25 protein-coding genes and 2 tRNA genes are annotated in these 26092 nt (G+C 51.4%); 24 read left to right on the top strand and 3 right to left on the bottom strand.

The annotated features are described in order from the left end of the window. Positions 1 to 7 precede the first annotated feature (7 nt). Positions 8 to 1336 carry a CCA tRNA nucleotidyltransferase gene (locus I2G42_RS02520; RefSeq protein ID WP_055264848.1) on the top strand — a complete coding sequence of 443 codons (1329 nt, stop codon included), beginning with the start codon at positions 8 to 10 and terminating at the stop codon, positions 1334 to 1336. Positions 1337 to 1408: 72 nt separating this feature from the next. On the opposite strand, the gene I2G42_RS02515 is transcribed toward I2G42_RS02520, so the two are convergent. Then, entirely contained in the window at positions 1409 to 3274 is a 1866-nt protein-coding gene (locus tag I2G42_RS02515; RefSeq protein WP_195530692.1) for a beta-N-acetylhexosaminidase, read from the bottom strand. A 248-nt stretch (positions 3275 to 3522) separates the two neighbouring features. Between I2G42_RS02515 and I2G42_RS02510 the strand changes: the two genes are divergently transcribed. The 11 genes from I2G42_RS02510 to I2G42_RS02460 all read left to right on the top strand — a co-directional run bounded on the left by I2G42_RS02510 (position 3523) and on the right by I2G42_RS02460 (position 14377). Next, on the top strand, positions 3523 to 4500 hold the full coding sequence (locus I2G42_RS02510) for a CotS family spore coat protein (RefSeq protein ID WP_055227261.1): 978 nt from the start codon (positions 3523 to 3525) through the stop codon (positions 4498 to 4500). A gap of 241 nt (positions 4501 to 4741) precedes the next feature. Beyond that, entirely contained in the window at positions 4742 to 5014 is a 273-nt protein-coding gene (locus I2G42_RS02505) for an HU family DNA-binding protein (protein ID WP_022462103.1), read from the top strand. Between the two features lie 10 nt (positions 5015 to 5024). Continuing rightward, the gene (locus tag I2G42_RS02500) at positions 5025 to 5264 is read left to right on the top strand and encodes an RNA-binding S4 domain-containing protein (RefSeq protein ID WP_022462104.1); all 240 of its coding nucleotides are present in this window, start codon (positions 5025 to 5027) and stop codon (positions 5262 to 5264) included. Positions 5265 to 5351: 87 nt separating this feature from the next. Continuing rightward, complete coding sequence (gene yabP / locus I2G42_RS02495; RefSeq protein WP_330410109.1) at positions 5352 to 5630, top strand: sporulation protein YabP; 279 nt, start codon at positions 5352 to 5354, stop codon at positions 5628 to 5630. A 2-nt stretch (positions 5631 to 5632) separates the two neighbouring features. Further along, the gene (gene yabQ, locus I2G42_RS02490; protein WP_195530691.1) at positions 5633 to 6040 is read left to right on the top strand and encodes a spore cortex biosynthesis protein YabQ; all 408 of its coding nucleotides are present in this window, start codon (positions 5633 to 5635) and stop codon (positions 6038 to 6040) included. A gap of 100 nt (positions 6041 to 6140) precedes the next feature. Beyond that, entirely contained in the window at positions 6141 to 6470 is a 330-nt protein-coding gene (locus I2G42_RS02485) for an FtsB family cell division protein (RefSeq protein ID WP_022462107.1), read from the top strand. A gap of 74 nt (positions 6471 to 6544) precedes the next feature. Further along, complete coding sequence (locus I2G42_RS02480) at positions 6545 to 8026, top strand: SpoIIE family protein phosphatase (RefSeq protein ID WP_195530690.1); 1482 nt, start codon at positions 6545 to 6547, stop codon at positions 8024 to 8026. 15 nt (positions 8027 to 8041) lie between these two features. After that, positions 8042 to 9463 (top strand): tRNA lysidine(34) synthetase TilS, encoded by a 1422-nt coding sequence (tilS, locus tag I2G42_RS02475; RefSeq protein ID WP_195530689.1) that lies wholly within the window; start codon positions 8042 to 8044, stop codon positions 9461 to 9463. Continuing rightward, on the top strand, positions 9460 to 9996 hold the full coding sequence (gene hpt / locus I2G42_RS02470) for a hypoxanthine phosphoribosyltransferase (protein ID WP_195530688.1): 537 nt from the start codon (positions 9460 to 9462) through the stop codon (positions 9994 to 9996). The genes tilS and hpt overlap by 4 nt, the downstream gene beginning before the upstream one ends. A 9-nt stretch (positions 9997 to 10005) precedes the next feature. Continuing rightward, a complete protein-coding gene (gene ftsH / locus I2G42_RS02465; protein ID WP_055227250.1) occupies positions 10006 to 11868 on the top strand; it encodes an ATP-dependent zinc metalloprotease FtsH in 1863 nt (620 codons plus the stop codon). A gap of 418 nt (positions 11869 to 12286) precedes the next feature. Further along, entirely contained in the window at positions 12287 to 14377 is a 2091-nt protein-coding gene (locus I2G42_RS02460) for a glycoside hydrolase family 13 protein (RefSeq protein ID WP_055264834.1), read from the top strand. A 126-nt stretch (positions 14378 to 14503) separates the two neighbouring features. Here I2G42_RS02460 and I2G42_RS02455 read toward each other — a convergent pair. Together I2G42_RS02455 and I2G42_RS02450 are read right to left on the bottom strand one after the other, a co-directional pair. After that, a tRNA-Leu gene (locus I2G42_RS02455) sits at positions 14504 to 14589 on the bottom strand. Between the two features lie 3 nt (positions 14590 to 14592). Continuing rightward, positions 14593 to 14674, bottom strand: a tRNA-Tyr gene (locus I2G42_RS02450). Between the two features lie 180 nt (positions 14675 to 14854). Between I2G42_RS02450 and I2G42_RS02445 the strand changes: the two genes are divergently transcribed. The 12 genes from I2G42_RS02445 to I2G42_RS02395 all read left to right on the top strand — a co-directional run bounded on the left by I2G42_RS02445 (position 14855) and on the right by I2G42_RS02395 (position 25958). Then, positions 14855 to 15664: an FAD binding domain-containing protein gene (locus I2G42_RS02445; protein ID WP_022462113.1), complete on the top strand. Its 810-nt coding sequence runs from the start codon at positions 14855 to 14857 to the stop codon at positions 15662 to 15664. Next, positions 15664 to 16134, top strand: coding sequence for a (2Fe-2S)-binding protein (locus tag I2G42_RS02440; protein WP_022462114.1), 471 nt, complete (start codon positions 15664 to 15666; stop codon positions 16132 to 16134). Before I2G42_RS02445 ends, I2G42_RS02440 begins: the two co-directional genes overlap by 1 nt. After that, positions 16131 to 18470, top strand: a complete 2340-nt coding sequence (locus I2G42_RS02435; protein ID WP_082424482.1) for a xanthine dehydrogenase family protein molybdopterin-binding subunit — start codon at positions 16131 to 16133, stop codon at positions 18468 to 18470. Before I2G42_RS02440 ends, I2G42_RS02435 begins: the two co-directional genes overlap by 4 nt. Next, a complete protein-coding gene (locus I2G42_RS02430; protein ID WP_195530687.1) occupies positions 18461 to 19048 on the top strand; it encodes a nucleotidyltransferase family protein in 588 nt (195 codons plus the stop codon). The genes I2G42_RS02435 and I2G42_RS02430 overlap by 10 nt, the downstream gene beginning before the upstream one ends. Positions 19049 to 19174: 126 nt before the next feature. Then, positions 19175 to 19756 carry a xanthine phosphoribosyltransferase gene (locus I2G42_RS02425; RefSeq protein ID WP_055218716.1) on the top strand — a complete coding sequence of 194 codons (582 nt, stop codon included), beginning with the start codon at positions 19175 to 19177 and terminating at the stop codon, positions 19754 to 19756. A gap of 12 nt (positions 19757 to 19768) precedes the next feature. Next, on the top strand, positions 19769 to 20020 hold the full coding sequence (locus I2G42_RS02420; protein WP_022462118.1) for a hypothetical protein: 252 nt from the start codon (positions 19769 to 19771) through the stop codon (positions 20018 to 20020). Positions 20021 to 20205: 185 nt separating this feature from the next. Further along, positions 20206 to 20955: an ATP-binding response regulator gene (locus tag I2G42_RS02415; RefSeq protein WP_195530686.1), complete on the top strand. Its 750-nt coding sequence runs from the start codon at positions 20206 to 20208 to the stop codon at positions 20953 to 20955. A gap of 131 nt (positions 20956 to 21086) precedes the next feature. After that, positions 21087 to 22184, top strand: a complete 1098-nt coding sequence (locus I2G42_RS02410; protein ID WP_118750303.1) for a glycoside hydrolase family 172 protein — start codon at positions 21087 to 21089, stop codon at positions 22182 to 22184. A 277-nt stretch (positions 22185 to 22461) separates the two neighbouring features. Next, positions 22462 to 23235: a polyphosphate polymerase domain-containing protein gene (locus I2G42_RS02405; protein WP_173815869.1), complete on the top strand. Its 774-nt coding sequence runs from the start codon at positions 22462 to 22464 to the stop codon at positions 23233 to 23235. Positions 23236 to 23522: 287 nt separating this feature from the next. Further along, entirely contained in the window at positions 23523 to 23756 is a 234-nt protein-coding gene (locus tag I2G42_RS16625; protein ID WP_330592041.1) for a hypothetical protein, read from the top strand. Further along, the gene (locus I2G42_RS16620; protein WP_330592040.1) at positions 23728 to 23976 is read left to right on the top strand and encodes a hypothetical protein; all 249 of its coding nucleotides are present in this window, start codon (positions 23728 to 23730) and stop codon (positions 23974 to 23976) included. Before I2G42_RS16625 ends, I2G42_RS16620 begins: the two co-directional genes overlap by 29 nt. After that, positions 23976 to 25958, top strand: coding sequence for a carbohydrate-binding domain-containing protein (locus tag I2G42_RS02395; RefSeq protein ID WP_178817934.1), 1983 nt, complete (start codon positions 23976 to 23978; stop codon positions 25956 to 25958). Before I2G42_RS16620 ends, I2G42_RS02395 begins: the two co-directional genes overlap by 1 nt. Positions 25959 to 26092: the final 134 nt, after the last annotated feature.

The following is a 26092-nucleotide window of genomic DNA, read 5'->3' as shown; positions in this document are numbered from 1 at the left end:
AACAAATTTGAAGATAAAAATGCCGCCAAGCGTAAATATGGTAATCGATTCCCTGCATGCGAAAGGCTTCGAGGCGTACGCGGTCGGAGGCTGTGTGCGCGATACGATTCTTGCGCGGGAGCCGGACGACTGGGATATTACAACCTCTGCTTCCCCACAGCAGGTAAAAGAAATTTTTGACCGCACCGTGGATACGGGACTGGAGCACGGAACGGTAACAGTTCTGGCCGGAAGCGGCGCGCACGAGGTCACGACGTACCGCATCGACGGAGAGTATGAGGACGGCCGCCATCCGAAAGAAGTGGTCTTTACCTCCAGCCTCGCCGAGGATCTGCGCCGCCGTGATTTTACGATCAATGCGATGGCATACAACAACGAAGAGGGGCTTGTGGATCTGTTCGATGGAATCAGGGATTTACAGCGCAAAGTCATCCGCTGTGTCGGAAATCCGACCGAGCGGTTCAGTGAGGATGCACTGCGGATCCTGCGTGCCCTCCGCTTTTCCGCACAGCTCGGCTTCAAACTCGATCCGGCAACACTGGATGCCATCATAGCACTCGCGCCGACGCTTGAAAAAATCAGCGCCGAGCGGATCCGTGTGGAACTGAATAAACTGCTGATCTCGAAGCGGCCGGAGTACATGGAGGCCGTCTATGAGGCGGGTATTACAAAAATTGTGCTGCCGGAGTTTGATGAACTGATGAAAACGCCGCAGAACAATCCGCACCACTGCTATAATGTCGGTGAGCACACGATTGCCGCTCTGCAGCACGTTCCGGCAGATCCGATTCTGCGCTGGACGATGCTGCTCCACGACATTGCAAAACCGGCGTGCCGCACAACGGATGAGGCCGGCATCGATCATTTTAAAGGCCACGCACCGGCGGGGGAGAAAATGGCGAAAGCGATTCTGCGCCGTCTGAAATTCGACAACGAAACCATCCGCCAGGTCGCAGCATTGATCCGCTGGCATGACTGCCGCATGGCTCCGGAGAAACCGGTGATCCGCCGTATTCTGAACAAACTCGGCCCGGAGCTGTTCGAAAAACTGATGATCGTGCAGGAAGCCGATACGATGGCCAAAAGCCTGTACCAGCGGGAGGAAACCCTGGAACGGATCGGGAAGGTAAGGGAGTGCGTCAGAGAAATTCTCGATAACGGCGACTGCTTTACGTTGAAAACGCTGGCCGTTTCCGGCAAAGATCTGATGGAACTCGGTGTCCCAAAAGGCCCGAAAATCGGCGAATGCCTGAACGCGGCGCTGGAAGAAGTGATGAAAGATCCGGCGAAGAATACAAAAGAATACCTGACAGAGTACGTAAAAACACTGCTGTAAAGCCAAAACGGCAAACAAGAGAGCCGGGGACAGAACAATCCGTCCCCGGCTCTCTTTTGTTTTTTGCTGGTTTTATGCGTTCAGATCACGCAGCAGATCCGCATACCAGCAGAACACATGGGCAATGCGGTACAGTTCACTCTCCTTGGAGACGGTGCGCCACAGCTCTTTATAGCTGTGCAGCCACCGTTCGAGATCTCCGGCGAGTGCAAAACAGTCTTCTTTCTCCGGCAGAGTGCCCTCGGAAAGAAGGGAAGCGCGCAGGAACGGCAGCAGGCGGTTCAGCACTTTCAGGCCGTCTGCGGCGAGCAGGTACGCATAGATCATCGGACGGTTCTCCGGGCGGACGGTGCCGGCTTTCTCGTACAGAACGGCGCAGAGCGCGTCGATCGAAGCATTTGCTGCATCCGCATCACCTTCCGCGCAGGAGCGGAGCAGTTCGGCAGCCTCTTCTTTGTCCTGATGCAGTTCGAGTGCTTCCTGTACCATAACGGCAGTGCGCCACGGATACGCATCCTGATGGCAGAGAAGATCGAGCACGGAAACGAGTTTTCCGGAAGCATCACCAAATTCCAGCACGGAAATCTGGCGGTTGATTTCCTCCTCCGGCAGAATGTCTGCATTCCAGGAGAACGCCGCGCCGTAGATCATGCCGATGCGGGAGAAGTCCGGGTGATTGATGTGGCCGTAATCGCCCCAGTCAGTGTTCAGAAGTCCCATCGCATGGCATTCGTGGCCGTAGCGCGCCATTCTGGAAATGTTTTCATACGCCTCATGATACTTGTTGATGAGCTGGTTCCATCCCTGTACGCCCGGGCATACATACAGATGCTCGGCACCGGAATTGGCAAGGCGGGTCAGACGCTCCGATGAAACATTTGACGCATAATCCCAGTGGAGGCAGATCAGGTTCTTCGGCAGGAGATGATAAACTTCCGGCTCCTGGCTGATGACATCACTCCAGAACATCGGCGTGCGGCCGGATTCAGTGATATAGTTGGCAAGCTCTGTCACAAACTCGGTGTAGATGACGGTGGTTCCCTTTTCCTCGGCGAGTGCGCGGGAAGCCCCTTTTCCAAGGTCAAACGTTTCATCCGCGCAGAGATTGAAATACTTCGAGGAGAAGAGCTGCATATATTCGGAAAGAATGTGTTTGGCAAGGGAGAGGCTCTCCGGGTTTGTGATATCGAGCGTATGGTGCGCCTGGCGGTCATAGAAGGAGAACGGAGCCGAAGCAGAGCCTTCCAGTTCACACAGATGTGCATACGATTTCGTGCAGAGCAGCTTGTACAGATGGCCGAAGCTTGCAAGCGACGGAACGAGATCAATGCCAAGTCCCTTGCAGTAGCGGTCCAGCTCGAGGATGTCCTCTGCAGTGAGCGGCGTATCGTCGCGCCACATCTCGGTCAGATCGTCGAAGAGATAGCTGTGCTCGATGTAGAGCTGAAGCTGATTGATTTTATAGAAGCTCAAGGTGTCGGCAAGCTGTTTCAGATAGGAAAGCGTCGGAACACGTCCGCGGGTCGCATCGTGGTAGAAGCCGCGGTTTTCCATGGCCGGTTTGTCGGAGATCAGGACGGTTGGAAGAACAGCACCTGCCTGGCGGATCATCTGACGGAGTGTCTGCACGCCGTAGAGAACGCCGCTTTCCAGAGATCCGCAGATCGTGATGTTTTTCGGTGTGACAGCGAGGGTATAAGCCTCACGGGATAATTCCGGAGAGGCAGTCAGATAGATCAGGTGTGATCCCACCGGCTGATGACGGCGGCAGATGGCAGGACGGAATCCCGTCTGTGTCTCAATCTCCTGCTGCAGAAGCTGTGCTGCAGAAAAAAGCTCAGCCGGGCTCTCGGAATCGAGAAAAATGCGGCTGTCATAGTGAATTGTAAAGGTGCCCTCTCCGTAGGAAAGGGAAGATGGCTGTGGTAAGAAAATCATAAAAACCCTCCTTAAAATAAAATGATTTTAGAGAACCCCATAACAGGTGTTTTTCATCCTGTCAAGTTTGGAATATTTTACCATGCGGTGAAATTAAAAACAATAAAATAAGAGAAAAAGAAAACACTTTCAACATTGCTTTTGGGATGAAAGAAAAAACAGAAACCAGTATGCATGGCACAGGGCGGATACGCATACATTGAATCGTGACCCCAAAAACGATCACAACAGGGAAAGGAGTCAGGCTCTTGTATGATTATGGATTGAGTGTGCTGTCCCATTACGGTCTTACGGCTTCCGGCACAATGCGGGTGCGGGGCGCTTTATTGTGCCACACCGAACAGGGGGATAAGCTGATCAGCGAGTTCGGGACGGCGGCGGAAAAACTGGAGCAGCGGTATCTTCTACAGTGCCGCATCACGGAGTCGGGGCTCCTGCGGTGCGATCAGATTCTGCGGAACGAAGAGGGAGCGCTTGCAACGCGCGGGGACGACGGAGGAACGTACATTGTGCGGAACTGGTACCCGGGCCGGGAATGTGAGACGGGAAACAGTGAGGATCTTATCCGCGCCTCGGACGCGCTGGCGCGGCTACATACGGCAGCTCATCTGCCGGTGAAAATGGAATACCGGAGGAAATCCATCGTGGAGGAGTGCATCCGCCACAATGTGGAAATTCGAAAGATCCGAAAGTATTTGCAGACAAAAAAGAAGAAAAATGAGTTCGAAAAACTGCTGCTGGCAAGCGCCGGTCCGTATCTGGAACAGGGAGAGCGGGCGGCCGCGGAAATGAAAGCTTCTTCCTATGAAAAACTGCGGCAGCGGGCGGACGAAGAAGGCGCCGTCTGCCACGGGGAATTCAGCCAGCACAATATTCTGCTGGAAAACGGCAGAGGCGAAACGGCGGTCAATTTCGACAAGTGGAACTTCGATCTCCAGGTGGCAGATCTTGGCTATTTTATGCGGAAAATTCTGGAAAAACACGGCTGGAGCGAGCGCGCGGCAGAACGGATTTTAAACGCCTACAGCGCCAGACGGCCGCTCGATGAGGGGGAAATCGAGACACTCCGCCTCTATCTTTCCTATCCGTGGAAATACTGGAAACTGGCAAACCGCTACTACGGAAGCAGAAAATCGTGGATATCCGGGCGGAATACGGAGAAACTAAAAACACTCAATGCGCAGCAGGCAGACTGGCTGCGGTTTGTTAAGGGATCCTTCTTTTAACCGTGCGGTGGAAAAGAGTCTGTTTTGGGCAGAAATCGCCATAAAACCGCTGGTATGGGGGACTTTTTTCTTGACAAGAGAGACGCATTAGTATATAAATATATACAGCTACGCGAAAAAGCCGGTCAACGTAACAGACTGATCATCCGGAAGAAAAACAGCCGGCAGGGCAGGTCGTGTGTATCAGCGGGCCCGCGTACCATGTAAAAAACAAATGTAAGATACAGGAGGAGTAAAACTCATGAACAAAACAGAATTAGTTGCAGCTATGGCTGAGCAGACAAATTTATCCAAAAAAGATGCAGAGGCTGCTTTAAAAGCATTTATCGATGTAGTATCTGAAGAATTAAAGAAAGGTGAGAAAGTTCAGCTGGTAGGCTTTGGTACCTTCGAAGTATCCGAAAGAGCAGCAAGAGAAGGAAGAAATCCGCAGACTGGCGAGACCATGGAAATCAAAGCTTCCAAAACTCCGAAATTCAAAGCAGGAAAAGCTTTAAAGGACATGATGAACTAAGTAAAAATCTATGCGCTTAGATAAATTTTTAAAAGTATCAAGACTGATCAAGCGGCGTACCGTAGCCAATGAAGCCTGTGATGCAGGCCGTGTCCTCGTCAACGACAGACCGGCAAAAGCATCCGCACAGGTCAAGGCAGGAGATGTACTGGAAATTCAGTTCGGAAGTAAATCCGTCAGGGTAGAAGTGCTGAATGTGCAGGAAACCGTGAAAAAAGAAGAAGCACAGGAGCTTTACCGCTACTTATAAGAAGTGCGGCAGGATTCATGTGCAGCGAATAAAAAGAGAAAACCTTCATATAATGGGTGTATAGACCATTGTATGGAGGTTTTTTGCATGGGGGAGATGAACGAACAGGCGCACCGCCTTTTACTGGAACAGCGGAAAACACTTTCTCTTGGCGGCGTGCAGGATGTGAAAAGCTTTGATGAGAACGAAGTTCTGCTCGTGACCGTCTGCGGTGTTCTTACCATCCGCGGAAAAGAGCTGCATGTGGGCCGCCTGGAGCTGGAAAAGGGAGAGGCGGATATCGAAGGCAGCATCGACAGCCTGGTCTATACGGAACATGGGCCGCTGCAGAAGAAGGGGTCTGCGCTTGCGCGGCTGTTCCGGTAAAAATGAGTGCGTATGTCACCCGGGAGCTGATTCTGTTCGCTTGTTCCATCTGGCAGGGGGCAGTCCTGGGGTTCTGGTACGATCTGATTAAGACAGCGCGGAAACTGATCCGCCACAGCCATGCGGCGGTATCTGCAGAGGACCTCTGCTACTGGATTGCGGCAGCGCTGTATCTGTTTGTACGGATTTACGGAGAGAACAGCGGCGTTCTCCGCGGGTATCTGTTTGGCGGCATCCTTGGGGGCGCTGCATTGTACCACGCATCGTTTGGACGCTTTCTTCCGGAACTTCTGGCAAAGGGAATCAAAAAAGCAGGGCGAATCCTCGCTTTTCCAGGAAAATGGCTGGTAAAAAGTATGAAAAAACGGAGAAAAAGGTTGAAATTTCATGGGAAGAACGGTAAGATGTAACTACACATGTAAGAACAAAAGAAACAAGTCTGCGGACGAAAAACAACAGATAGTTTGGCTGCAGACGGTTGGAAAATAGAAAGCAAGGGTAAAGAAAAGAATGAAAGAAAGGGAAGAAAAGAATTCTGGCCGAAAGAAAAAAGTCAGAAAGAAGAGCCGTACAACAGAGTTCTCAATTACCGTAGTCCTGTGCTGCCTGGTTGCAGTCCTTACCGTAAAGGGAATCAGCCTTCAGCAGAAGGTCAATGCAAATGCATCCCGTCTTTCCAGTCTGGACAGCCAGATTGAAGAGGAGAAGCAGCGCACCGATGATATTACCGCCTTGAAAGAATACATGCAAACCGATGAGTACATAGAAAAAACGGCAAGAGAAAAACTTGGCATGGTAAAGGATAATGAGATTTTATTTAAAGAATCCCAGTCGAAATAAACAAAACAGATAAAGAAAGGGCATGATTTCGCAGTCCCCTTTGAAGTCCAGAACAAAGAGAGGAGGAGCGGAACATGCCGGAGTGGATCATTGCCATGTTCCTGATCGGCGCATTGCTGTCAGCAGGGGACATGGCTAAAATTTTTTTGGAAGCCAGAAGAAGCCGCCGGGAAGCGGCCGTCTATGACAATCATCCGCAGAAACTGCAGATGGAGCACTACGCCGATTCGTTCCGCGTTCTGGCAGAGAGCTTTTATCAGATGCCGTCAAAAAGTGTGATGCCGGAGATGGGCCGGGTGGACAAGATTCTGGAAAAAGAACAGCAGGAAGTCTGCAGCCGCTGTGCGAAGGCGTCGTGGTGCTGGGAGCAGTACGGAAACCTGACGCGCGAGCGGTGCCAGGAACTTCTTCAGACAATCGCCGACGGGGATGAGGACGAGATCAGCCGTGCAAAAGGCGAATGGAACGCCTCCTGCCTGAACGGCTCCCGCTTTCTGGAACTGTTCTGGAACCGCTACCAGCAGGAACGCCAGACGGCGCTCTGGTCGGGGCGTGTGGCGGAGAGCCGCCGCGTGGTGGCAGAACAGTTAAGTGAAGTCGCCGGGATTATGGACCGCGCCGCGTGTGATCTGTACAGCCTCAACAGTCTGCCGGACGAGCTCTCGGAAAAAATCTGCCGCCAGATGAAGAAAAACGGGGCTTTCGTCCAGAAAATCTGGCTCCAGGAGCGGCCGAAAGAGCATTTACAGATCTATATGACGGTCAAAGCGGGCCGTCACTGCCGGATCACGCTTCGCCAGACGGCGGAACTGATCGGTTCCCTGTGCGGAATCCCGATGGTTGCGGTACGCGACGGGGCACAGGTCTTAAGCGGAGAATACCAGACGGTGCTGTTTCAGGAGGATGTGAAATTCCAGGTTCTCTACGGTGTGGGACGCATCACCAAGGAGCAGGAGAGTATCTCCGGGGACAATTACAGTGTGCTCTGCGAAAACGGCCAGTTTGTCCTCTGCCTGTCGGACGGCATGGGTTCCGGGATCGAGGCAAACAGGGAGAGCGAGACGGTGGTGGAGCTGTTTGAACAGTTCCTGCGCGCCGGATTCCCGCGGATCATGGCGGCACGGATGATCAATTCGATGCTTCTGCTGCAGCCAAAGGAAGGGATGTTTTCCACGTTTGATGTTGCTTCGATTAATCTCTACACAGGCGTCTGCAGCTTTTTGAAAGGAGGTGCATCGCCGACGTTCCTTAGGCGGGATACGTGGGTGGAGGTTGTGGAGTCGACCAGTCTTGCCGCAGGTCTCGTTTCCCAGACGGATTTTGATACCACAACGAAAAAGCTGTACGACGGTGATTACCTTGTGATGATGACGGACGGAGTGCTGGACGCGCTGCCCGGGGACAGGACGGAGCAGATGAAGCAGCTTCTTCTCGAAGTGAAAAACAGCGAGCCGCGGGAATTTGCCCGGGAGCTTTTGGAACGCGTGCTGCGCCTCGGCGGCTGCCGCGCACGGGATGATATGACGGTTCTGGTCGCCAGAATCTGGAAAAAATAGGAGTAAAAACGAAGGATGCGAGAGAAAGTAAGAGCCTTTATGGAACAGTATCATATGGTAACGGCAGGCGAACGCGTGCTGCTCGGCCTCTCCGGCGGCGCGGATTCCGTCTGCCTGTTTCATCTGCTGCGGGAACTGCAGGAGCCGCTTGGCTTTTCGCTGCTGGCTGTCCACGTCAACCATAACCTGCGCGGCGCGGAAGCCGGGCGGGATGCGGCATTTGCAGAAAATCTGTGCCGGGAATATGATGTTCCGTTCTATCTCTATTCCTGTCCCGTGGAGAAGATCGCAAAAGAAAATCATCTCTCGACGGAGGAGGCTGGACGCGCGGCGCGGCAGGAAGTTTTTGCAGCGTGCGCAAAGGAGCAGAGGGCAGTGAAAATTGCGCTCGCCCATCACCAGGATGACGTTGCGGAGACGATGCTGCATCACCTGGCACGGGGAACGTCGCTGGCCGGACTTGCCTCCTTACGCCCCGTGCGGGGGAATGTGATCCGTCCGCTTCTCTGCATCGGACGAAAAGAGATCCGGCAGGAACTGGAAAGCCGGAAGTGTTCCTGGTGTGAGGACAGCACGAATGCAGAGGATGCTTACACGAGGAACGGAATCCGCCACCATGTGCTGCCGTATCTGACCGAAGAGGTCAATCCGCGTGCCGCCGCGCATATGGCACAGACATCGCTGGACCTGCTGGAAACGGAGGAATATCTGGAGCGGCAGACGGATCAGCTGATGGAGCGGTATGCATCCGCAGAGAAAAATGCGGTTGTGCTGCGTGATGCGGTGAGCAGCGAAGCGCCTCTTCTGCAGCGCTACGTGATCCGGCGCGTTCTGGAACAGCTGGCGGGAAAACGGAAGGATCTTACCAGGGAGCATCTGGAATCTGTGCGGGAACTTTTTGAAAAGCAGGTCGGAAAAAGTGTCTGCCTGCCGTATGGAATCACCGCCGTGCGCGGATACGAGACGCTCCGCCTGGAAAAGCAGGGAGTGCATTTAAAAGAAGAACGGAAAAGGAAAAGCGGCGAAGAAGTTCCAATTCCGGTTCCGGCCGGGTGGGAAGAGGAAAAAAGTCTCGCATTTGCAGAAAATCCAGTCACGATTGTGAAAAAAACATCGGTTTTTCCCGAAAGAATTGAAGAAAAAAAGTATACGAAATGCTTTGACTGTGATAAAATAAAAGACGGTCTTGTCCTCCGCACGAGAAGAAGCGGAGATTATCTGAGAGTAACCGCAAAAGGCGGGAAAAAGAAACTAAAAGATTATATGATTGATGCCAAGATACCGAAAGAGGAGCGGGATTCCATTCTGCTGCTCGCCGACGGACCGGAGATCTGGTGGGTCGTGGGGTATCGCAGAGGAGAGAGCGGCCGTGTCGGGGAAGATGCGAAAGCAGTTCTGCAGATACAGATTGGCGTTGGTAAGGAGGAAAACAGATGAAAGAGACAATCAGAGTATTATTAAGCGAAGAAGAAGTAGACAGACGAATTAAAGAAGTAGCAGACCAGATCAACTGTGATTACGCAGGAAAAGAAGTGCACCTGATCTGCGTTTTAAAAGGCGGCGTATTCTTTATGTGCGAGCTGGCAAAACGCATCACAGTGCCGGTAAGCCTTGACTTTATGTCCGTATCAAGTTACGGCGATGACACCAAGTCCAGCGGAGTTGTCCGTATTGTAAAAGACCTGGATCAGCCGCTGGAAGGAAAAGACGTTCTGATCGTGGAGGATATCATCGATTCCGGAAGAACGCTTTACTATCTGATCGACATCCTGAAAAAGAGAAATCCGAAATCCGTACACCTGTGTACTCTGCTCGACAAGCCGGAGCGCAGAGTGTGCGATGTCAAAGTAGATTATACCTGCTTTGATATCCCGGACGAGTTCGTCGTAGGCTACGGTCTGGATTACGCACAGAAATATCGGAATCTTCCATACATCGGAGTAGTGGAGTTTCACGAAGACGAGGAGTAAAAAGAAAATATGAACAGACAGCGCAGTGGATTTGGACTCTACGCGGCGTTTATGGTGATTATAGTGCTTGCCATGTTCTATATCACCGGAAAAATCAGCGCAGGCAGCAGCCCAAGTCAGCAGAAATTTGAAACCGCCGTAAAAGACGGCAAAGTGACATCCGCGCAGATTGTCCAGAACAAAGAAGTGCCGACCGGCTCCGTCGTGGTACAGGAGCAGGGCGGTGACAGTTATACGGTCAATGTGACCGACGTAAACGCAGCTATCAGCCTTCTGGAGGATGCTGATGTAACGTACACCGTGCAGAATGTCCAGAGAGACAGCATTTTCATGACATCCGTCCTGCCGGCCCTGCTGCTCGGCATGATCCTTCTTTTCGGCATGTCGATGATGAACCGCTCCATGGGCGGCGGTGGAGGCGGCGGAAACAAAATGATGAATTTTGGAAAAAGCAACGCCCATATGTCCACCGACAAAGACAAAAAAGTCCTGTTCCGCGATGTTGCGGGCTTAAAAGAGGAAAAAGAAGACCTTGTTGAGGTGGTCGATTTCCTGAAAGCACCGGAGAAATATACACAGGTCGGTGCGAGAATCCCGAAAGGAGTTCTTCTTGTGGGCCCTCCTGGAACCGGTAAAACCCTTCTGGCGAAAGCTGTTGCAGGAGAGGCAGGCGTGCCGTTCTTCAGCATTTCCGGATCGGATTTCGTGGAAATGTTCGTCGGCGTCGGCGCTTCCCGTGTCCGCGACCTGTTTGAGGAAGGAAAAAAACATGCGCCGTGCATCATCTTCATCGATGAGATCGACGCCGTGGCAAGACGAAGAGGCACCGGCATGGGCGGCGGCCACGATGAGAGAGAGCAGACCTTAAACCAGCTTCTCGTTGAGATGGATGGTTTCGGCGTCAATGAGGGCATCATCGTGATGGCAGCGACGAACCGTGTCGATATCCTGGATCCGGCGATTCTCCGTCCGGGCCGTTTTGACCGCCGCGTGGTTGTAGGACCGCCGGATGTCATGGGCCGTGAGGAAATCCTGAAAGTCCATGCAAAGAACAAACCGCTGGCCGAGGATGTGGATCTGAAACAGATCGCGCAGACGACCGCAGGCTTCACCGGCGCAGAGCTGGAGAACCTGCTGAACGAGGCAGCGATTATGGCGGCAAAGGACCGCAGAAGATTTGTGCGCCAGTCCGATATCAAGTCTGCTTTCATCAAAGTGGGCATCGGTGCGGAGAAGCGCAGTAAAGTCATTTCGGATAAAGAAAAACGGATCACCGCATACCATGAGACAGGCCATGCAATCCTGTTCCATATGCTGCCGGATATGGAGGCGGTCTATACGATCTCCATTATCCCGACCGGTCCTGGCGCAGCGGGCTACACGATGCCGCAGCCGGAGAACGATGATATGTTCCAGACGAGAGGCAAAATGATGCAGTACATCACCGTATGCCTCGGCGGCCGTGTGGCAGAGGAGCTGATCTTCGACGATATCACAACGGGCGCATCCCAGGATATCAAACAGGCGACGGCTACCGCGCGTTCCATGATTACGAAGTACGGTATGTCTGAGAACCTTGGTCTTGTCGCTTACGATTCCGACTCGGATGAGGTCTTCATCGGCCGCGACTGGGGCCATACGAAGAGCTACAGCGAGAATGTAGCCGCAGCCATCGACGAGGAAGTCCGCCAGATGATCGAGAAATGCCACGATCAGGCGAAACAGATTATTCTGGAGCATTCCTATGTGCTGCATGAGTGTGCAAAGCAGCTGATGGAAAAAGAGAAGCTGAGCCGTGCTGAATTCGAAGCCATTTTTGAGCAGGAAGCACAGATGACAGGAACAGCACCGGAAGTTTCTGGAGAAATCTGATATCTTTTTATTTGCAATAGAAAACCTGCAGAGAACAAAAAAAGTTTTTTGCAGGTTTTTTTCTGCGATTTTACGGGCGTTTGTGCAAATTAAAACAGAAAATCCGAAACGCCGGAAAAATTCATCGTTATTTTGAATAAGAATCAAATGAAAAAAAATCGCGATTTGTGCAGACTTTTCGAGGGACGTATGGTACTATAATAACTGTAAAAACCCCCCAATACATTATATAGTTTTTGCTACACCCCATAAGAGAAATACCTTCTCCAAAAGAGCCAGCGTACCCCGCTGGCTCTTTTACTGTATAAAAATCCAATAAACACAATCGTTACATGTGTTCAGAAAAAGGTTGTATTACATGGCGGTGTGGGGTAAAATATAAGGAATGAATGATTGAGAAAGACAGAGGCGTTAGTTCATGGATAAAACAAGAATGCAGCAGTATATGTCACAGATGCGGGCGATGTTCAACAAGCATGCGCTCTACAGTGATGAATCCCCGCAGTATCAGATTCCGTTTGAGCCGAACCCGGGCGACACGGTGAAGATCCGGTTCCGTACCCTGAAAAATAATGTAGATGCGGTTTATTTCATCAGCGGTTCCACCCGTGCACAGATGCAGGTCGGTTTGGTCCGGAACGGTTTTGATTATTACGAGATCGAGATTCCGGTCGGAAATGAGCCGATCCGCTATTTTTTTGAGATTCAGGCAGGCCGCGTGGTCTGTTATTACAACAAGCTCGGTGTCACAAGAGAGCTTCAGGAGATGTACTCTTTCGGCATTATCCCGGGCTTCCATACGCCGGACTGGGCGAAGGGCGCTGTCATGTATCAGATTTTTGTGGACCGCTTCTGCAACGGAGATCCGTCCAACGATGTGCTGACGGGAGAGTACAGCTATATCGGTGAGCAGGTCAACAAGGTGGATGACTGGAACCGCTTCCCGGAGCAGATGGATGTCCGCAATTTCTACGGCGGCGATCTGCAGGGCGTCATTGACAAGATGGATTATCTGCAGGATCTCGGTGTGCAGGTCATTTATCTGAATCCGGTGTTTGTTTCGCCGTCGAACCATAAGTATGATATTCAGGATTATGACTATATTGATCCGCATTTCGGAAAGATTGTCTCCGACGAAGGCGATCTGCTCTGGCCGGGCGACAAGGACAATACGCGGGCAACGCGGTATATTGACCGTGTGACGAACAGGGCGAACCTGGAGGCGAGCAATGAACTGTTTATCCACCTGGTGGAGGAGGCGCACAAGCGCGGCATGAAGGTGATTCTGGACGGCGTTTTCAACCACTGTGGTTCGTTTAACAAGTGGCTGGACCGCGAGCGGATTTACGAGGCCGGAAAGGGCTATGAGCCGGGCGCGTATGTGGCACAGGACAGTCCGTATCACACGTTTTTTAAGTTTTATAACGAGCATAACTGGCCGTACAATGAGTTTTATGACGGCTGGTGGGGCCATGATACGCTGCCGAAGTTGAACTACGAGGGTTCGGAGAAGCTGATGGAGGATATTATGCGCATCGGCGCGAAGTGGGTTTCTCCGCCGTTTAATGCGGACGGCTGGCGGCTGGATGTGGCCGCTGACTTAGGACACAGCCCGGAGTTTAACCACAAGTTCTGGAAGGAGTTCCGGCGCGTTGTGAAGGAGGCGAATCCGGAGGCGATTATTCTGGCGGAGCACTACGGCGATGCGATGAGCTGGCTGCAGGGCGACGAGTGGGATACGGTGATGAACTATGATGCGTTTATGGAGCCGGTTTCCTGGTTCCTCACGGGTATGGAGAAGCACAGTGATGAGTTTAACCAGGGGCTTCTCGGAAACAGTGAGAGTTTTATCGGGGCGATGACGTATCATATGCCGGCGTTTTATGCGCCTTCGCTGTATACGGCGATGAATGAGCTGGATAATCATGATCATTCGCGGTTCCTCACGAGAACGAATCATCGTGTGGGGCGTGTGGCGAATGTTGGGCCGTATGCGGCTGCGGAGAATACGAATAAGGCGGTGCTGCGCGAGGCGGTTGTGATTCAGATGACGTGGCCGGGGGCGCCGACGCTGTATTATGGGGATGAGGCCGGCCAGGTTGGGTTTACGGATCCGGATAACCGGCGGACGTATCCCTGGGGACAGGAGGATCAGGAGCTGATCCGATTCTATAAAGAAATGATTGCGGTGCATCGGAGATTTCCGGTGCTGGCGATGGGATCGCTGAAATTTTTGTACCATGATTATAATGTGCTTTCTTATGGACGGTTTAATCAGGAGGAGCAGGTGATTGTGGTGATTAATAACCGGAATGAGAGGGTGCATGTGGAGATTCCGGTGTGGCTTACCGGGATTAACCGGAGTTCGGTGGCGAAGCTGACGCAGGTGTTTGCAACGGATGCAGTGGGATTTTCTTCGGAGGAGAAAGAAATCGAGGCACCGGCGGGCATACTGGAGATGGATTTGCTGCCGTTATCGGGAGTGGTACTGCATAGATGCGAGGAGTGACGGACGCCTCGCCGCCGCATCACGCAAGACTGAACGGGCGGCGGCGAGGCTGGTAGTGGGGACGGGAGGTTGAAAAATAGAAATGGAAAAAGAGCTCCGATTCGTATGAATCAGAGCTCTTAATCGTGCCGCAAACCGGGATCGAACCGGTACGGGTATCACTACCCACGGGATTTTAAGTCCCGGGCGTCTGCCAGTTCCGCCACTGCGGCATATGGACGGAGATGGATTCGAACCATCGAAGCAATTTGCAGCAGATTTACAGTCTGTCCCCTTTGGCCACTCGGGAATCCGTCCATGTATTTTATTTTGTGTCAGAATGACTTCCGACATTGAATGATTATACTGGATGTGGAGGGAAAATGCAAGGGTTTTTTTGAAAAAAATAGAAAAAAGTTGAAAGGGGGGAGCAGGTCGGGTATAATATCAAATATATGGGCTTCTATATTGAGTAAAAATGGAGGATATAGGGTAAGTATGATTAAGATTAAGGATTATGTCCGGGTGGGGTCGCTGGAGGAGGCGTATGAGCTGAATCAGAAGAGAAGCGCCTGTATCCTGGGCGGGATGCTCTGGACGAAGATGGGGCAGAGGCAGGTGCAGACGGCGATTGATTTGTCCGGGCTGGGACTGGATCAGATTGAAGAGTCCGAGGAGGAGTTTTCGATTGGATGTATGGTGACGCTGCGGCAGATGGAGGAGCATGAGGGGCTGAATGCTTATACCGACGGTGCGGCACGGGAGAGTGTGCGGAGTATTGTCGGGGTGCAGTTCCGGAATCTGGCTACGGTGGGAGGCAGTATTTTCGGCAGATTTGGATTTTCGGATGTGCTGACGCTGTTTCTGGCGCTGGATACGGAGGTGGAGCTGGTTCATGCGGGACGGATGCCGCTGGCGGAGTTTGCCTGTTCAAAGAGAGACAGGGATGTGCTGGTGAGGCTGATTGTGAAGAAGCATGAGGGTGTTACGGTTTATCAGAGTCATCGAAATTCCAGAACGGATTTCCCGGTGCTGACGTGTGCGGTGCGGGTGGAAGACGGAAAAGGATGTGCGGTGCTTGGGGCAAGACCGGCAAAGGCGGCACGTGTAGAGCTTCCGGCGGAGCTGGCGGAAAAGCTGGCGGCTGGAAAGGCATCTGCGGAGGAGCTGAAGGCGGCGGCTTCGGAGATTTCTGATCAGTTTACATATGGCAGTAATATGCGCGGAAGTGCAGAGTATCGTCATCATCTGGGACGGGTGCTGCTGCGCAGATGTATGGAAGAAATTCAGAAGAAGGAGGAGCAGTGATGAAGATTTCGATGATCTTAAATGGAAAGAAGACGGAAGCGGAAATTGATGCAGACATGCTCCTGATCGATTTTGTGAGAAGCCAGGGATGCTACAGTGTGAAGCGCGGCTGTGAGACGTCGAACTGCGGGCTGTGTACGGTTTTTCTGGAGGGAAAACCGGTGCTGTCGTGTTCGGTGCTTGCGGCGCGGGCGAATGGATGTAAGGTGGATACGCTGGAAGGCCTGCAGGAGGAAGCAGAAGAATTTGGTTCCTTTATTGCCGGACAGGGCGCCGAGCAGTGCGGGTTCTGCAATCCGGGGATGATTATGAATGCGATTGCGCTGTTCCGGGAAAATCCGGATCCGAGTGAGGAAGAAATTAAAGAATATCTGGCGGGAAATCTCTGCCGCTGTTCCGGATATGAAGGACAGCTTCGGGGAATTTTGAATTTCCTTGCCTGGAAAAAGCAGCAGGGAGGTGCGTCATGAGCAGAGAAAATCATATCTATGAACCGGACTGGTCGGGAAGAACCGATCAGCTCTGCAGTGTGAATAAACCGGTGATCAAAAAGGATGCCCTCGCGCTGGTAACCGGAAAGCCGGTTTATGTAGATGATCTGGCGCCGAAGGATTGTCTGATTGTCAAGGTACTGCGGAGTCCGCATGCCAATGCAATCGTAAAATCCGTGAAAAAGACGGCAGCAGAGCGTGTTCCGGGCATTGAGGCGATTTATACCTGGGAGGATGTGCCGAAACAGCGTTTTACAATGGCAGGACAGACCTACCCGGAACCAAGCCCGTATGACCGTCTGATCCTCGATCAGCATGTGCGCTACGTGGGAGATCCGGTGGCGATTATTGCCGGAAAAGATGAAAAATGCGTGGACCGTGCGCGGAAGCTCCTGAAAGTAGAGTACGAAGTGCTTCCGGCCATTCTGGATTTTCATCAGTCCAAGGATAATGAACTGCTGGTGCATCCGGAGGAAAGCTGGAAATCGCTCTGTCCGGTCGGTGCGGACAATCAGAGAAATCTCTGTGCAAGTGCAGAAGATCACAACGGAGATGTGGAAGCCGTGCTCGCAGAGTGCGATGAGGTCGTAGAGCATACGTATCATGTACGCGCAGCCCAGCAGGCGATGATGGAGACGTTCCGGACATACTGCTTTATGGATACCTACGGACGGCTGAATGTGCTGAGCTCGACCCAGATCGTTTACCATGCGCGCCGCATTCTGTCCAATGCACTCGGCATTCCGAAATCGAAGATCCGTGTTTCCAAGCCGAGAATCGGCGGCGGATTCGGAGCGAAGCAGACGGTGGTTGCCGAAATTTTCCCGGCGTTTGTAACCTGGAAAACCGGAAAACCGTCGAAAATGATCTTTACGAGAGAAGAGTCCCAGACAGCATCCACACCGCGCCATGAGATGGAAGTAACGATCCGCCTCGGTGCGATGAAGGACGGAAGAATCCGTGCGATCGATCTGTATACACTTTCCAACACGGGTGCATACGGCGAGCATGGACCGACAACGGTCGGCCTTTCCGGCCACAAATCGATTCCGATGTATGGATCTCTTGAGGCTTACCGGTTTGCGTATGATGTTGTGTATTCCAACGTAATGTCAGCCGGTGCTTACCGCGGATACGGTGCGACGCAGGGTATCTTTGCCGTAGAATCTGCTGTCAGTGAGATGGCAGCGCGTCTTGGCATCGATCCGATCCGGATCCGGGAGCAGAACATGGTCCGTGAGGGACAGTTCATGCCGGCTTACTATGGCGAAACGGCAAACAGCTGTGCGCTTGACCAGTGCGTGGAGCGTGCGAAAGAGATGATCGGCTGGGATGAGAAATATCCGTGCCGTGATATGGGAAATGGAAAGGTGCGCAGCGTCGGCATTGCGATGGCGATGCAGGGCTCCTGTATTTCCAATCTCGATGTCGGATCGGCAACGATCAAAGTCAACGACGACGGCGGCTATACGATGCTGATTGCAGCGGCCGATATGGGAACCGGCTGCGATACGATTCTGTCCCAGATGGCGGCAGAGTGTCTGGAGTGTGATGTGGATGACATTACTGTTGTCGGCGCAGATACCGATACGTCCCCGTATGACTCCGGTTCCTATGCATCGAGTACGACGTATATTACCGGAAAAGCGGTGGAAAAAGCCTGCATGACGCTTCGGAAACGAATCTGTGCCCTGGCGGCAGAGCGGATGAACGTGCCGGAAGATGAGACAGAATTTACCGGTACCGGCGTCGTGCATGAAAAGAGCGGAAGCAGCATGACGATGGAAGAAATCGCAACAGCGGCCATGTGCAATAACGGCATCGCGCTGGAAGCGACGGAAAGCAACTGCTCTCCGGTATCGCCGCCGCCTTATATGGCTGGTGCGGTCGAGATCGAGCTGGATAAAGAGACCGGCGAGGTCAGGATTCTCGATTATGCCGCCGTTGTCGACTGCGGAACCGTCATCAACCCGAACCTTGCGCGCGTACAGGTCGAGGGCGGTCTGGTGCAGGGCATCGGCATGACGCTGTTTGAAAATATCCAGTACACGGACAAGGGTCAGATGATCAATAATTCGTTTATGCAGTATAAAGTGCCGACCCGCCTCGATATGGGCAAGCTGCGCGTCGAGTTTCGGAGCAGCTACGAGCCGACCGGTCCGTTCGGTGCAAAATCGATCGGCGAGATCGTCATCAACACACCGGCTCCGGCGCTGGCACATGCAATCTACAATGCGACGGGTCTGTGGTTCCGCGAACTGCCGATCACGAGCGAGCAGATTGCAATGGGAATTGCGGAAAAAGAATGCGAGTAACGATACTTTATCTGGCAGCCGGGAACAGCAGACGGTTCGGGGAAAATAAGCTGCTCTATCCGCTGGATGGAAAGGCGGTGTACCGCCATCTGCTGGACCGGCTGGCCCAAATTGCCGGAAGGCATGAGAACTGGGAACTGCTGGTTGTGACGCAGTATGAAAGAATTCTGGAGGAGCTTGCGCTGCTGGTAAAAGCCGGGCGTCTGCAGACGGTGTTTTCGCCGGACAGCGAAAAAGGAATTTCCTATACAATCCGCGCGGGAATCGAGGCGGCGGAGAAGCAAAATGCCGATGCCTGTGCGTGTTTTGTGGCGGATCAGCCATACCTGAAGGAAGAGACGGCGGAGCGCTTTCTGGAATCCATGGAGAGGCAGAAGGCTCCACTTGGCTGCGTTTTCTGCGGCGGCGAGAGCGGCAATCCGGCGTGGTTCTCAAAACCTTATTTTTCAGAACTAAAAGAACTTTCCGGCGACTGCGGCGGAAAAAAGGTGCTGAAACGGCACTGGGAATCGGTAATTCTGTTCCGGGTCGAAGCCGCGTGGGAATTAAAGGATCTGGACCGGAAAGAGGATCTCTGATGCAGAGACACCGGCGGCTGCCATGAATAAAATTTGAGACAGTGCGAAATTTGATGGATTTGGACTTGCATTTCCAGTGAGAAGTAAGTACAATGGGTATAATAAAAATTCGGGAGGCTTCAAAAAATGCAGTTATTGGAAGACAGAATCCGCAAAGACGGAAAAGTACGCGAGGGAAATGTCCTGAAGGTGGACAGCTTTTTAAATCATCAGATGGACGTCAATCTGTTCCGGGAAATCGGAAAAGAGTTTCAGCGTCGTTTTGCGGGAGAGGAGATCACGAAAATCCTGACCATCGAGGCATCTGGAATCGGAATTGCCTGTGTTGTGGCTGAAATTTTTAATGTTCCGGTTGTGTTTGCAAAGAAAACACAGACCAAAAATATCGCCGGCGATGTTTATACCACAAAAGTAGAATCTTTCACCCATGGAAGAGTTTATGATATCATTGTTTCCAAAGAATTTCTGGGAAAAGGAGACAAAGTTCTCCTGATCGATGATTTCCTGGCAAATGGAAAAGCGCTGGAAGGACTGGCAACCCTGGTACAGGATTCCGGTGCAGAGCTCGTAGGAGCAGGCGTTGTCATCGAAAAAGGGTTCCAGATCGGAGGAAAACTGCTGCGTGACCGCGGCATTCATCTGGAATCTCTTGCCATCGTCGATGGTATGGATGATAAAACCGGGGAAATTACCTTCCGGAAACAGTAAGGAGGCGTCAAAATGGCAAATCTGATTGCAAGAATTGCCGTTCTTCTGGTTCTGGCGGCCGCAGGAATGGTGCTGGCCGACAGAAAAGAAAAAATTGATCTCAGTGTGTCACTGCTGCTGTTTCTGGCGGCAGTCAATGTGACCTCTTTTTTCAGCCTGAAAGATAACAGGATTGTAGTTGTTATGATTCTGACGGTATATTTTCTGTTGTATGCAGGCGCAAAAGAGCTTCTGCGGAGACGGGCAGAGAAAAAAAGAAAATGAATGCAAACCGAACATCCGGCTGCGAGCACCCATGCAAAAGTGCCGGTCGGATGTTTTTGAATTTTCCTGTAAATTCAAAAAGCCCTCCGGGCAGGATCGCACTGCGGCAGAGGGGGAATTATGTCGCTGAAGCGACCCGTCGCCGGCGGAGAATCCTGAAAATTACCAAAATAAGGAGAACCGATATGAGACTGCTGCTGGCAGAAGATGAAAAAGAGATGGCGCACGCGCTGGAAGCAGTGTTTACACATAACCATTATTCTGTAGATGTTGTTTATAATGGAATTGATGCTGCGGACTGGGCAGAGAGCGGAAACTATGACGGCATGATCCTGGATATTATGATGCCGGGAAAAAGCGGGCTGGAGGTCTTAAGCGAGTGGACGGAGAGCATTCATCACCAGATTGAGCGTCTGAACAGTCTTGTAACACAGCTTCTGACGCTTGCAAAAATGGAGGAAGGTGGCGGAAAACTGGAGCTGAAAACATGGAATGCGTCAGAAACCATCATGGATGCCGTAACGTCATTTGAAGCCCATGCGGTTACGAAACAGATCGCGCTGCAGAGCGATATTGCAGAAGAACTCCATATGGAAGGGGATGCCGCAAGAATCCACCAGCTCGTTTCTCTTCTTGTGGATAACGCCGTTAAATACACTCCGGAGGGTGGAAAAATCCACATTTTCTGTCGAAAAAACGGCAAAAAAGCAGAATTTTCGGTGCAGAATACCTGCGATATCCTGTCGGAAGGTGATTTCAACCGCCTCTTTGACCGCTTCTATCGTGCGGATGCGTCGCGGGCCAGGGAAAGCGGCGGCTATGGAATCGGCCTTTCCGTGGCTGCTGCAATTGTAAAGGCACATAAGGGAAAAATCACCGCAGAGCGGACACAAGATGGCATCTGTTTTAAAGCAGTCTTTCCGGCAAAAGGATGAAAGAAACACAATTCCGGAAAAATGGAAAAAATGACAGCAGAGCAGGAGAGGAAGACACACAAAAAAGCAGAAATCGAAAGCTTTCAAGAGAGAAAAAACAAAACAAAAGAAAACAAAAGGAGGAATATATGATGTTTGATTGTGGTTTACAGAATATTTTCCGGCTGAAAAACGGACAGTCCCGTTCCATCAACTGGGAAAACCGGAACGGAGAAAAAGGAAAAGGCGGCATGGCATCCAGCGATCTTGGTCCGTCCAGAAAAGGTTCCCCGTGCATCCCGAAAATAGAAGCAGGAGAGACCGTAACACTTGGTGAGATCCAGGGAGAAGGCATCATTCAGCACATCTGGATCACCGTCACAGACCGTACCAGTGAACGCAACCGTTATGTTCTGCGGGATCTTGTTCTGCGCATGTACTGGGACGATGAAGAATTCCCATCCGTTGAATGCCCGCTTGGCGATTTCTTCTGCTGCGGTTTCGGTGTTTCCTATCAGGTAAATTCCGTCCCGATTGCTGTCAATCCGACCCGTGGTTTCAACAGCTATTTCCCGATGCCGTTCCGTAAAAACGCCCGTATTACCATTGAAAATCAGTGTGATGAGCCGATTCCGGCCTTCTTTTATCAGATCGACTATTGCCTGACAACGGTTCCGGAGGATGCTGCCTATTTCCATGCCCAGTGGCGTCGTCAGCGCATCACGGAAAAGGCAAAAGACTACGTTGTCCTCGACAACATCAAAGGGAAAGGCCAGTACGTTGGAACTTATCTTGCACTGACCAGCCTCGAACGCTACTGGTACGGAGAAGGTGAGATGAAATTCTACATCGATGGAGACAAGGATTATCCAACCATCTGCGGAACCGGAACAGAAGATTACTTCGGCGGTGCCTGGAGCTTTGCAACACAGCAAAATGGCCAAACTGTTGAAAATCAGTACTGCACTCCGTATCTTGGATATCCTTACTACTCTACCCACGATACCTTCCTTCATAATGATTACCACAATGATGATCAGATGCCACAGCGCAGCTTCTACCGCTGGCACCTTCTTGATCCTATCCTTTTTGAGAAGGATCTTAAGGTAACCCTTCAGCAGATTGGCGTCAGTCATGGAGGTCTCTTTGAACGTCAGGATGATGTCGCTACCACAGCTTACTGGTACCAGACGCATCCTCATGTACCATTCGCGCCACTCATGTCCAGAAAAGAGCGCTGGCCAAGATGATTTTTGACGCTTTTCCTATTTTATATGTTTCATGACTTTACATATCGGCTACAAGAGTCCGTTCCGAACAAATCCGTTTCCAACGAATTTGTCCGGAAACGGGCTCTTTCTTTTTTATATGGTATTCAAAAAGCGATCTGGATTACAGAGGTTCGTCTTTTCACAAACCTTTCACATTTTCCGTCCATTCTTTAAGGTTCCTTTAAAGTTTCCTCATTATACTTAAAAATGTAAAAAACATTTCCGGAAGTAAATCAAACGAAAGGATCAATCGATTATGATGCAAAGCCAACAGATTCCCATGACCTTCCAACGGTATGAAACAAAATACATGCTTTCCCCGATCATGGCTCGCAAGCTTCGCAAGAGCCTTCCGGGTCATCTGCAGATGGATGAATACGGCCTTGATACCATCTGCAGCCTCTATTACGATACCCCGGATCACCAGCTCATCCGCCGTTCGCTGGAAAAACCCGTCTACAAAGAAAAACTGCGACTCCGCAGTTATGGTCCGGCCAAAGAGACCAGCCCCATATACGTAGAACTAAAGAAAAAATATGAAGGAATCGTCTACAAACGCCGCGAGCGCATGATATTATCAGAAGCGGTTCCCTATCTTGCAGGAAAATCAGAACCAGGCTTCGACAGCCAGATTCTCCACGAAATCACTTGGTTTCGCAACTACTACCGGGGGCTTGTTCCCGCTATGTACATCGCCTACGACCGCATCGCCTGCTTCGGCACGGAAGACAGGAACTTTCGTGTTACCTTCGACACCAATATCCGATGGCGTACCGACAATCTGTGTCTTGACGGTCCAACGGAAGGAACCAGGCTTTTAGAACCAGGCTGGTATCTCATGGAGGTGAAAACACCAGGTGCTGTGCCCCTATGGTTCAGCAAAATTCTGGATGATCTTGCAATCTATCCGGCATCATTTTCTAAATACGGCTTTGCCTATCAAATCGAAAATCAGAAAGCATCAGAAGAAAAAGCTTTCATACCATTCACAGATATCCGGCAAACCGTATCAAAAACAGCATTCCGTTAGCTGAATCAGGTAAGTCCTCTGCGGCCATTGCGAAAAGCAAGAAGCAGTGGGTGGACTCACAGCTTGCGAAAAGCCTTTTTCAAACATAGTCTGCTTCACAAAAAAAGAAAATGTAACTATTCAGAGCCATGCAAAATAGAAGAAAAATCGCGAATCATGCTTGCATGAATGAGCGGTTTTTCTGGAACTTCATATGGCGAGAAGCAACATCGCGATGTAGCGTAAGCGGAATCGAGATGGGGCTCTGAATAGACAAGAAAATAAAAAAATTCTGGGAGGAATTTGCTATGCTTAACACAATATTCAGTTCCGTTTTTACAGAAACAACCGCCGCCTTCACCTTTGGTCAGTTCTTTGCCTGCACAGCAGTGTCTCTGATTCAGGGACTGTTGATCGCTGCTGTTTACAGGTACAAAAGCGAATGCACCAAAAGCCTTGCTGTCACGCTTGTTCTGATGCCTGTGATCGTACAGATGGTGATCATGCTCGTCAATGGAAATCTTGGAACCGGAGTCCCTTGATTATACCAGTGTTTTTGACGATATCTTTGCCAGGTATCTGACCCGTTGCGAGCTTGTACAGGCAAAAACCACGAATATGGGAAGTCTTTTCAAGCTGGAGTATCGCATCGTATTCCGCGAGGAAGGCGAAGAGAAAAACATGATTGACCAGCTCCGCTGCAGAAACGGAAACCTTGAAATCCTGTGCAGTCGTGCGCAGACCGGAAGGGAGGAATTATAATGAATCGAAACAGAAAGAAAAAAAACAGAAAAAAAGAGACCGGCGCAGTCGTCAGCCTGCTTCTTGCATCATCGCTGGCCTTCGGCGGATGCGGCACAGCAGTGACATCTTCCAGCTCTGTAAATGCCGAATCTGCCCGTACAGAGTCAACCGGCGAAACATCTGCCGACAACGCGGATACCACATCAGAGAGCACAGATTCGGAAAATGCAATGGAAAGTGCTTCCGATATTAATTTTGATCTGGAACTGACCGAATCCACTATCGACACCGAATTCACAGACCGTGAGAAGAGCGGAAGCTACAAAGCGTCGGAAGCCGTAAAAATTACACTTAATAAGACGACAGCTACCGTCTCCGGCAGCGGAGTCAAAGCAGATGGCAGCACAATTACCATCACGGAAGAAGGCGTTTACATCGTAAGCGGAACACTTGAGGATGGCCAGATTATCGTAGACGCATCCGATTCCGACAAGGTTCAGATCGTACTCGATGGAGTCCATATCAACTGTAAGACGAATGCTGCCATCTACGTTCGCGAAGCGGACAAAGTTTTCATCACGCTTGCTGAAAACAGCAGCAACACGCTTGGCGGTGGAAACGAGTACACTCAGATTGACGACAACACGGTAGACGGCGTTATCTTCTCCAAATCAAATCTTGTCTGCAACGGGACAGGAAGTCTGACCATCGAGGCAGACTACAAGCACGGGATTGTATCCAAAGATGACCTTGTGATTACCGGCGGAACCTACAAAATCGCCGCTGCGGACAACGGGATCACAGCCAAAGATCAGATTAAAATTCTGAACGGAAGCTTTGACATTGATGCTGCAAACAGTGCGGTCAAAGCGAAGAATACGGATGACGCAGAGCTTGGAAATATCTATATTGCTGGTGGGATTTTTACGATCGAGGCGGAACAGGATGGATTCCATGCAACCGGCAGCATCGTTGTCGATGATGGAACCATCACCGTAAACTCTGGTGACGACGGTTTCCATGCGGAGCTCGACACCGTCATCCATGGCGGAACGATCCTTGTTGAAAAAAGCAACGAAGGCCTGGAAGGAAAACGCGTCGTGGTCAATGGTGGTGACATTACCGTAAATGCCAGCGACGATGGCGCCAATGCGGCCGGTTCCGGTGACGATGACAGCAATGCCGCAAGCTCAAACAACGATAGCAGTGCTGCCGTAAACTCCGGTGATGATAGCAGCATATCCGGTGCGGCAGACGGAAAGGAACCTCCGCAAATGCCGCCTGATACAGAAAACGGCAGCGATATGCAGCCATCGCAGGACTTCGATCCGGAGAACGCTCCGTCTGGCGGAAATGCGCCGCAGAACTTCGATCCGGGGAATGCTCCGTCTGACGGCGATGCTCCACAGAAGATGCAGGGAGGCCCCGGCGGCGGAGGCAACTCTGAGCTTTACATTAAAATTACCGGCGGAACCCTGACTGTATCCGCCGATGGTGATGGTCTTGATTCCAACGGCGGTCTTCTCGTGACCGGCGGAACTACGATCGTGTACGGGCCGACCAGCGATGGTGACAGTGCCCTCGATTACGACGGAAGTGCAATTGTGACCGGCGGAACCTTAGCTGCTATCGGCAGTGCCGGCATGACGGAAAGCTTCGACGAAGCTTCCACCCAGCCCGTTATCACCTATTACTGTACGGAAACCCAGTCCGCTGACACTATCATCACACTGACAGACAGCGATGGAAGTGCCCTCTTCACGGTCACACCCGAAAAAGCCTACGCCAGCATCGTTTTGACCTGCCCAGAAATGAAACTGGACGCAACGTATACTCTGGCTGCCGGTACCGACAACGAAGAGATCACCCTCACGGACATCATCACCACCGCCGGAACCCGGTCTGTTAAAACGATGAGCGATTCCGAAGGTGGAAAAATGCCAAATAACAGCGACAACAAAGGAACTCCGCCTTCAAAACCAAGCGACACGGCTGAGTGAACCGTTATAGTTCATTCAGCACCGGAACATTTGCTGTTCCGGTGCGTAAGAAAGTGATTCTACTCATGATTCTACCGTGGCTGTCTTCCTACTTCCAATTTGCCGTATTCTGTGCTAAAATAACCTCACAAGAA

This window comes from Fusicatenibacter saccharivorans, assembly GCF_015557635.1.
GTDB lineage: Bacteria > Bacillota > Clostridia > Lachnospirales > Lachnospiraceae > Fusicatenibacter > Fusicatenibacter saccharivorans.
This window is presented reverse-complemented; position numbering and strand designations above follow the sequence as displayed.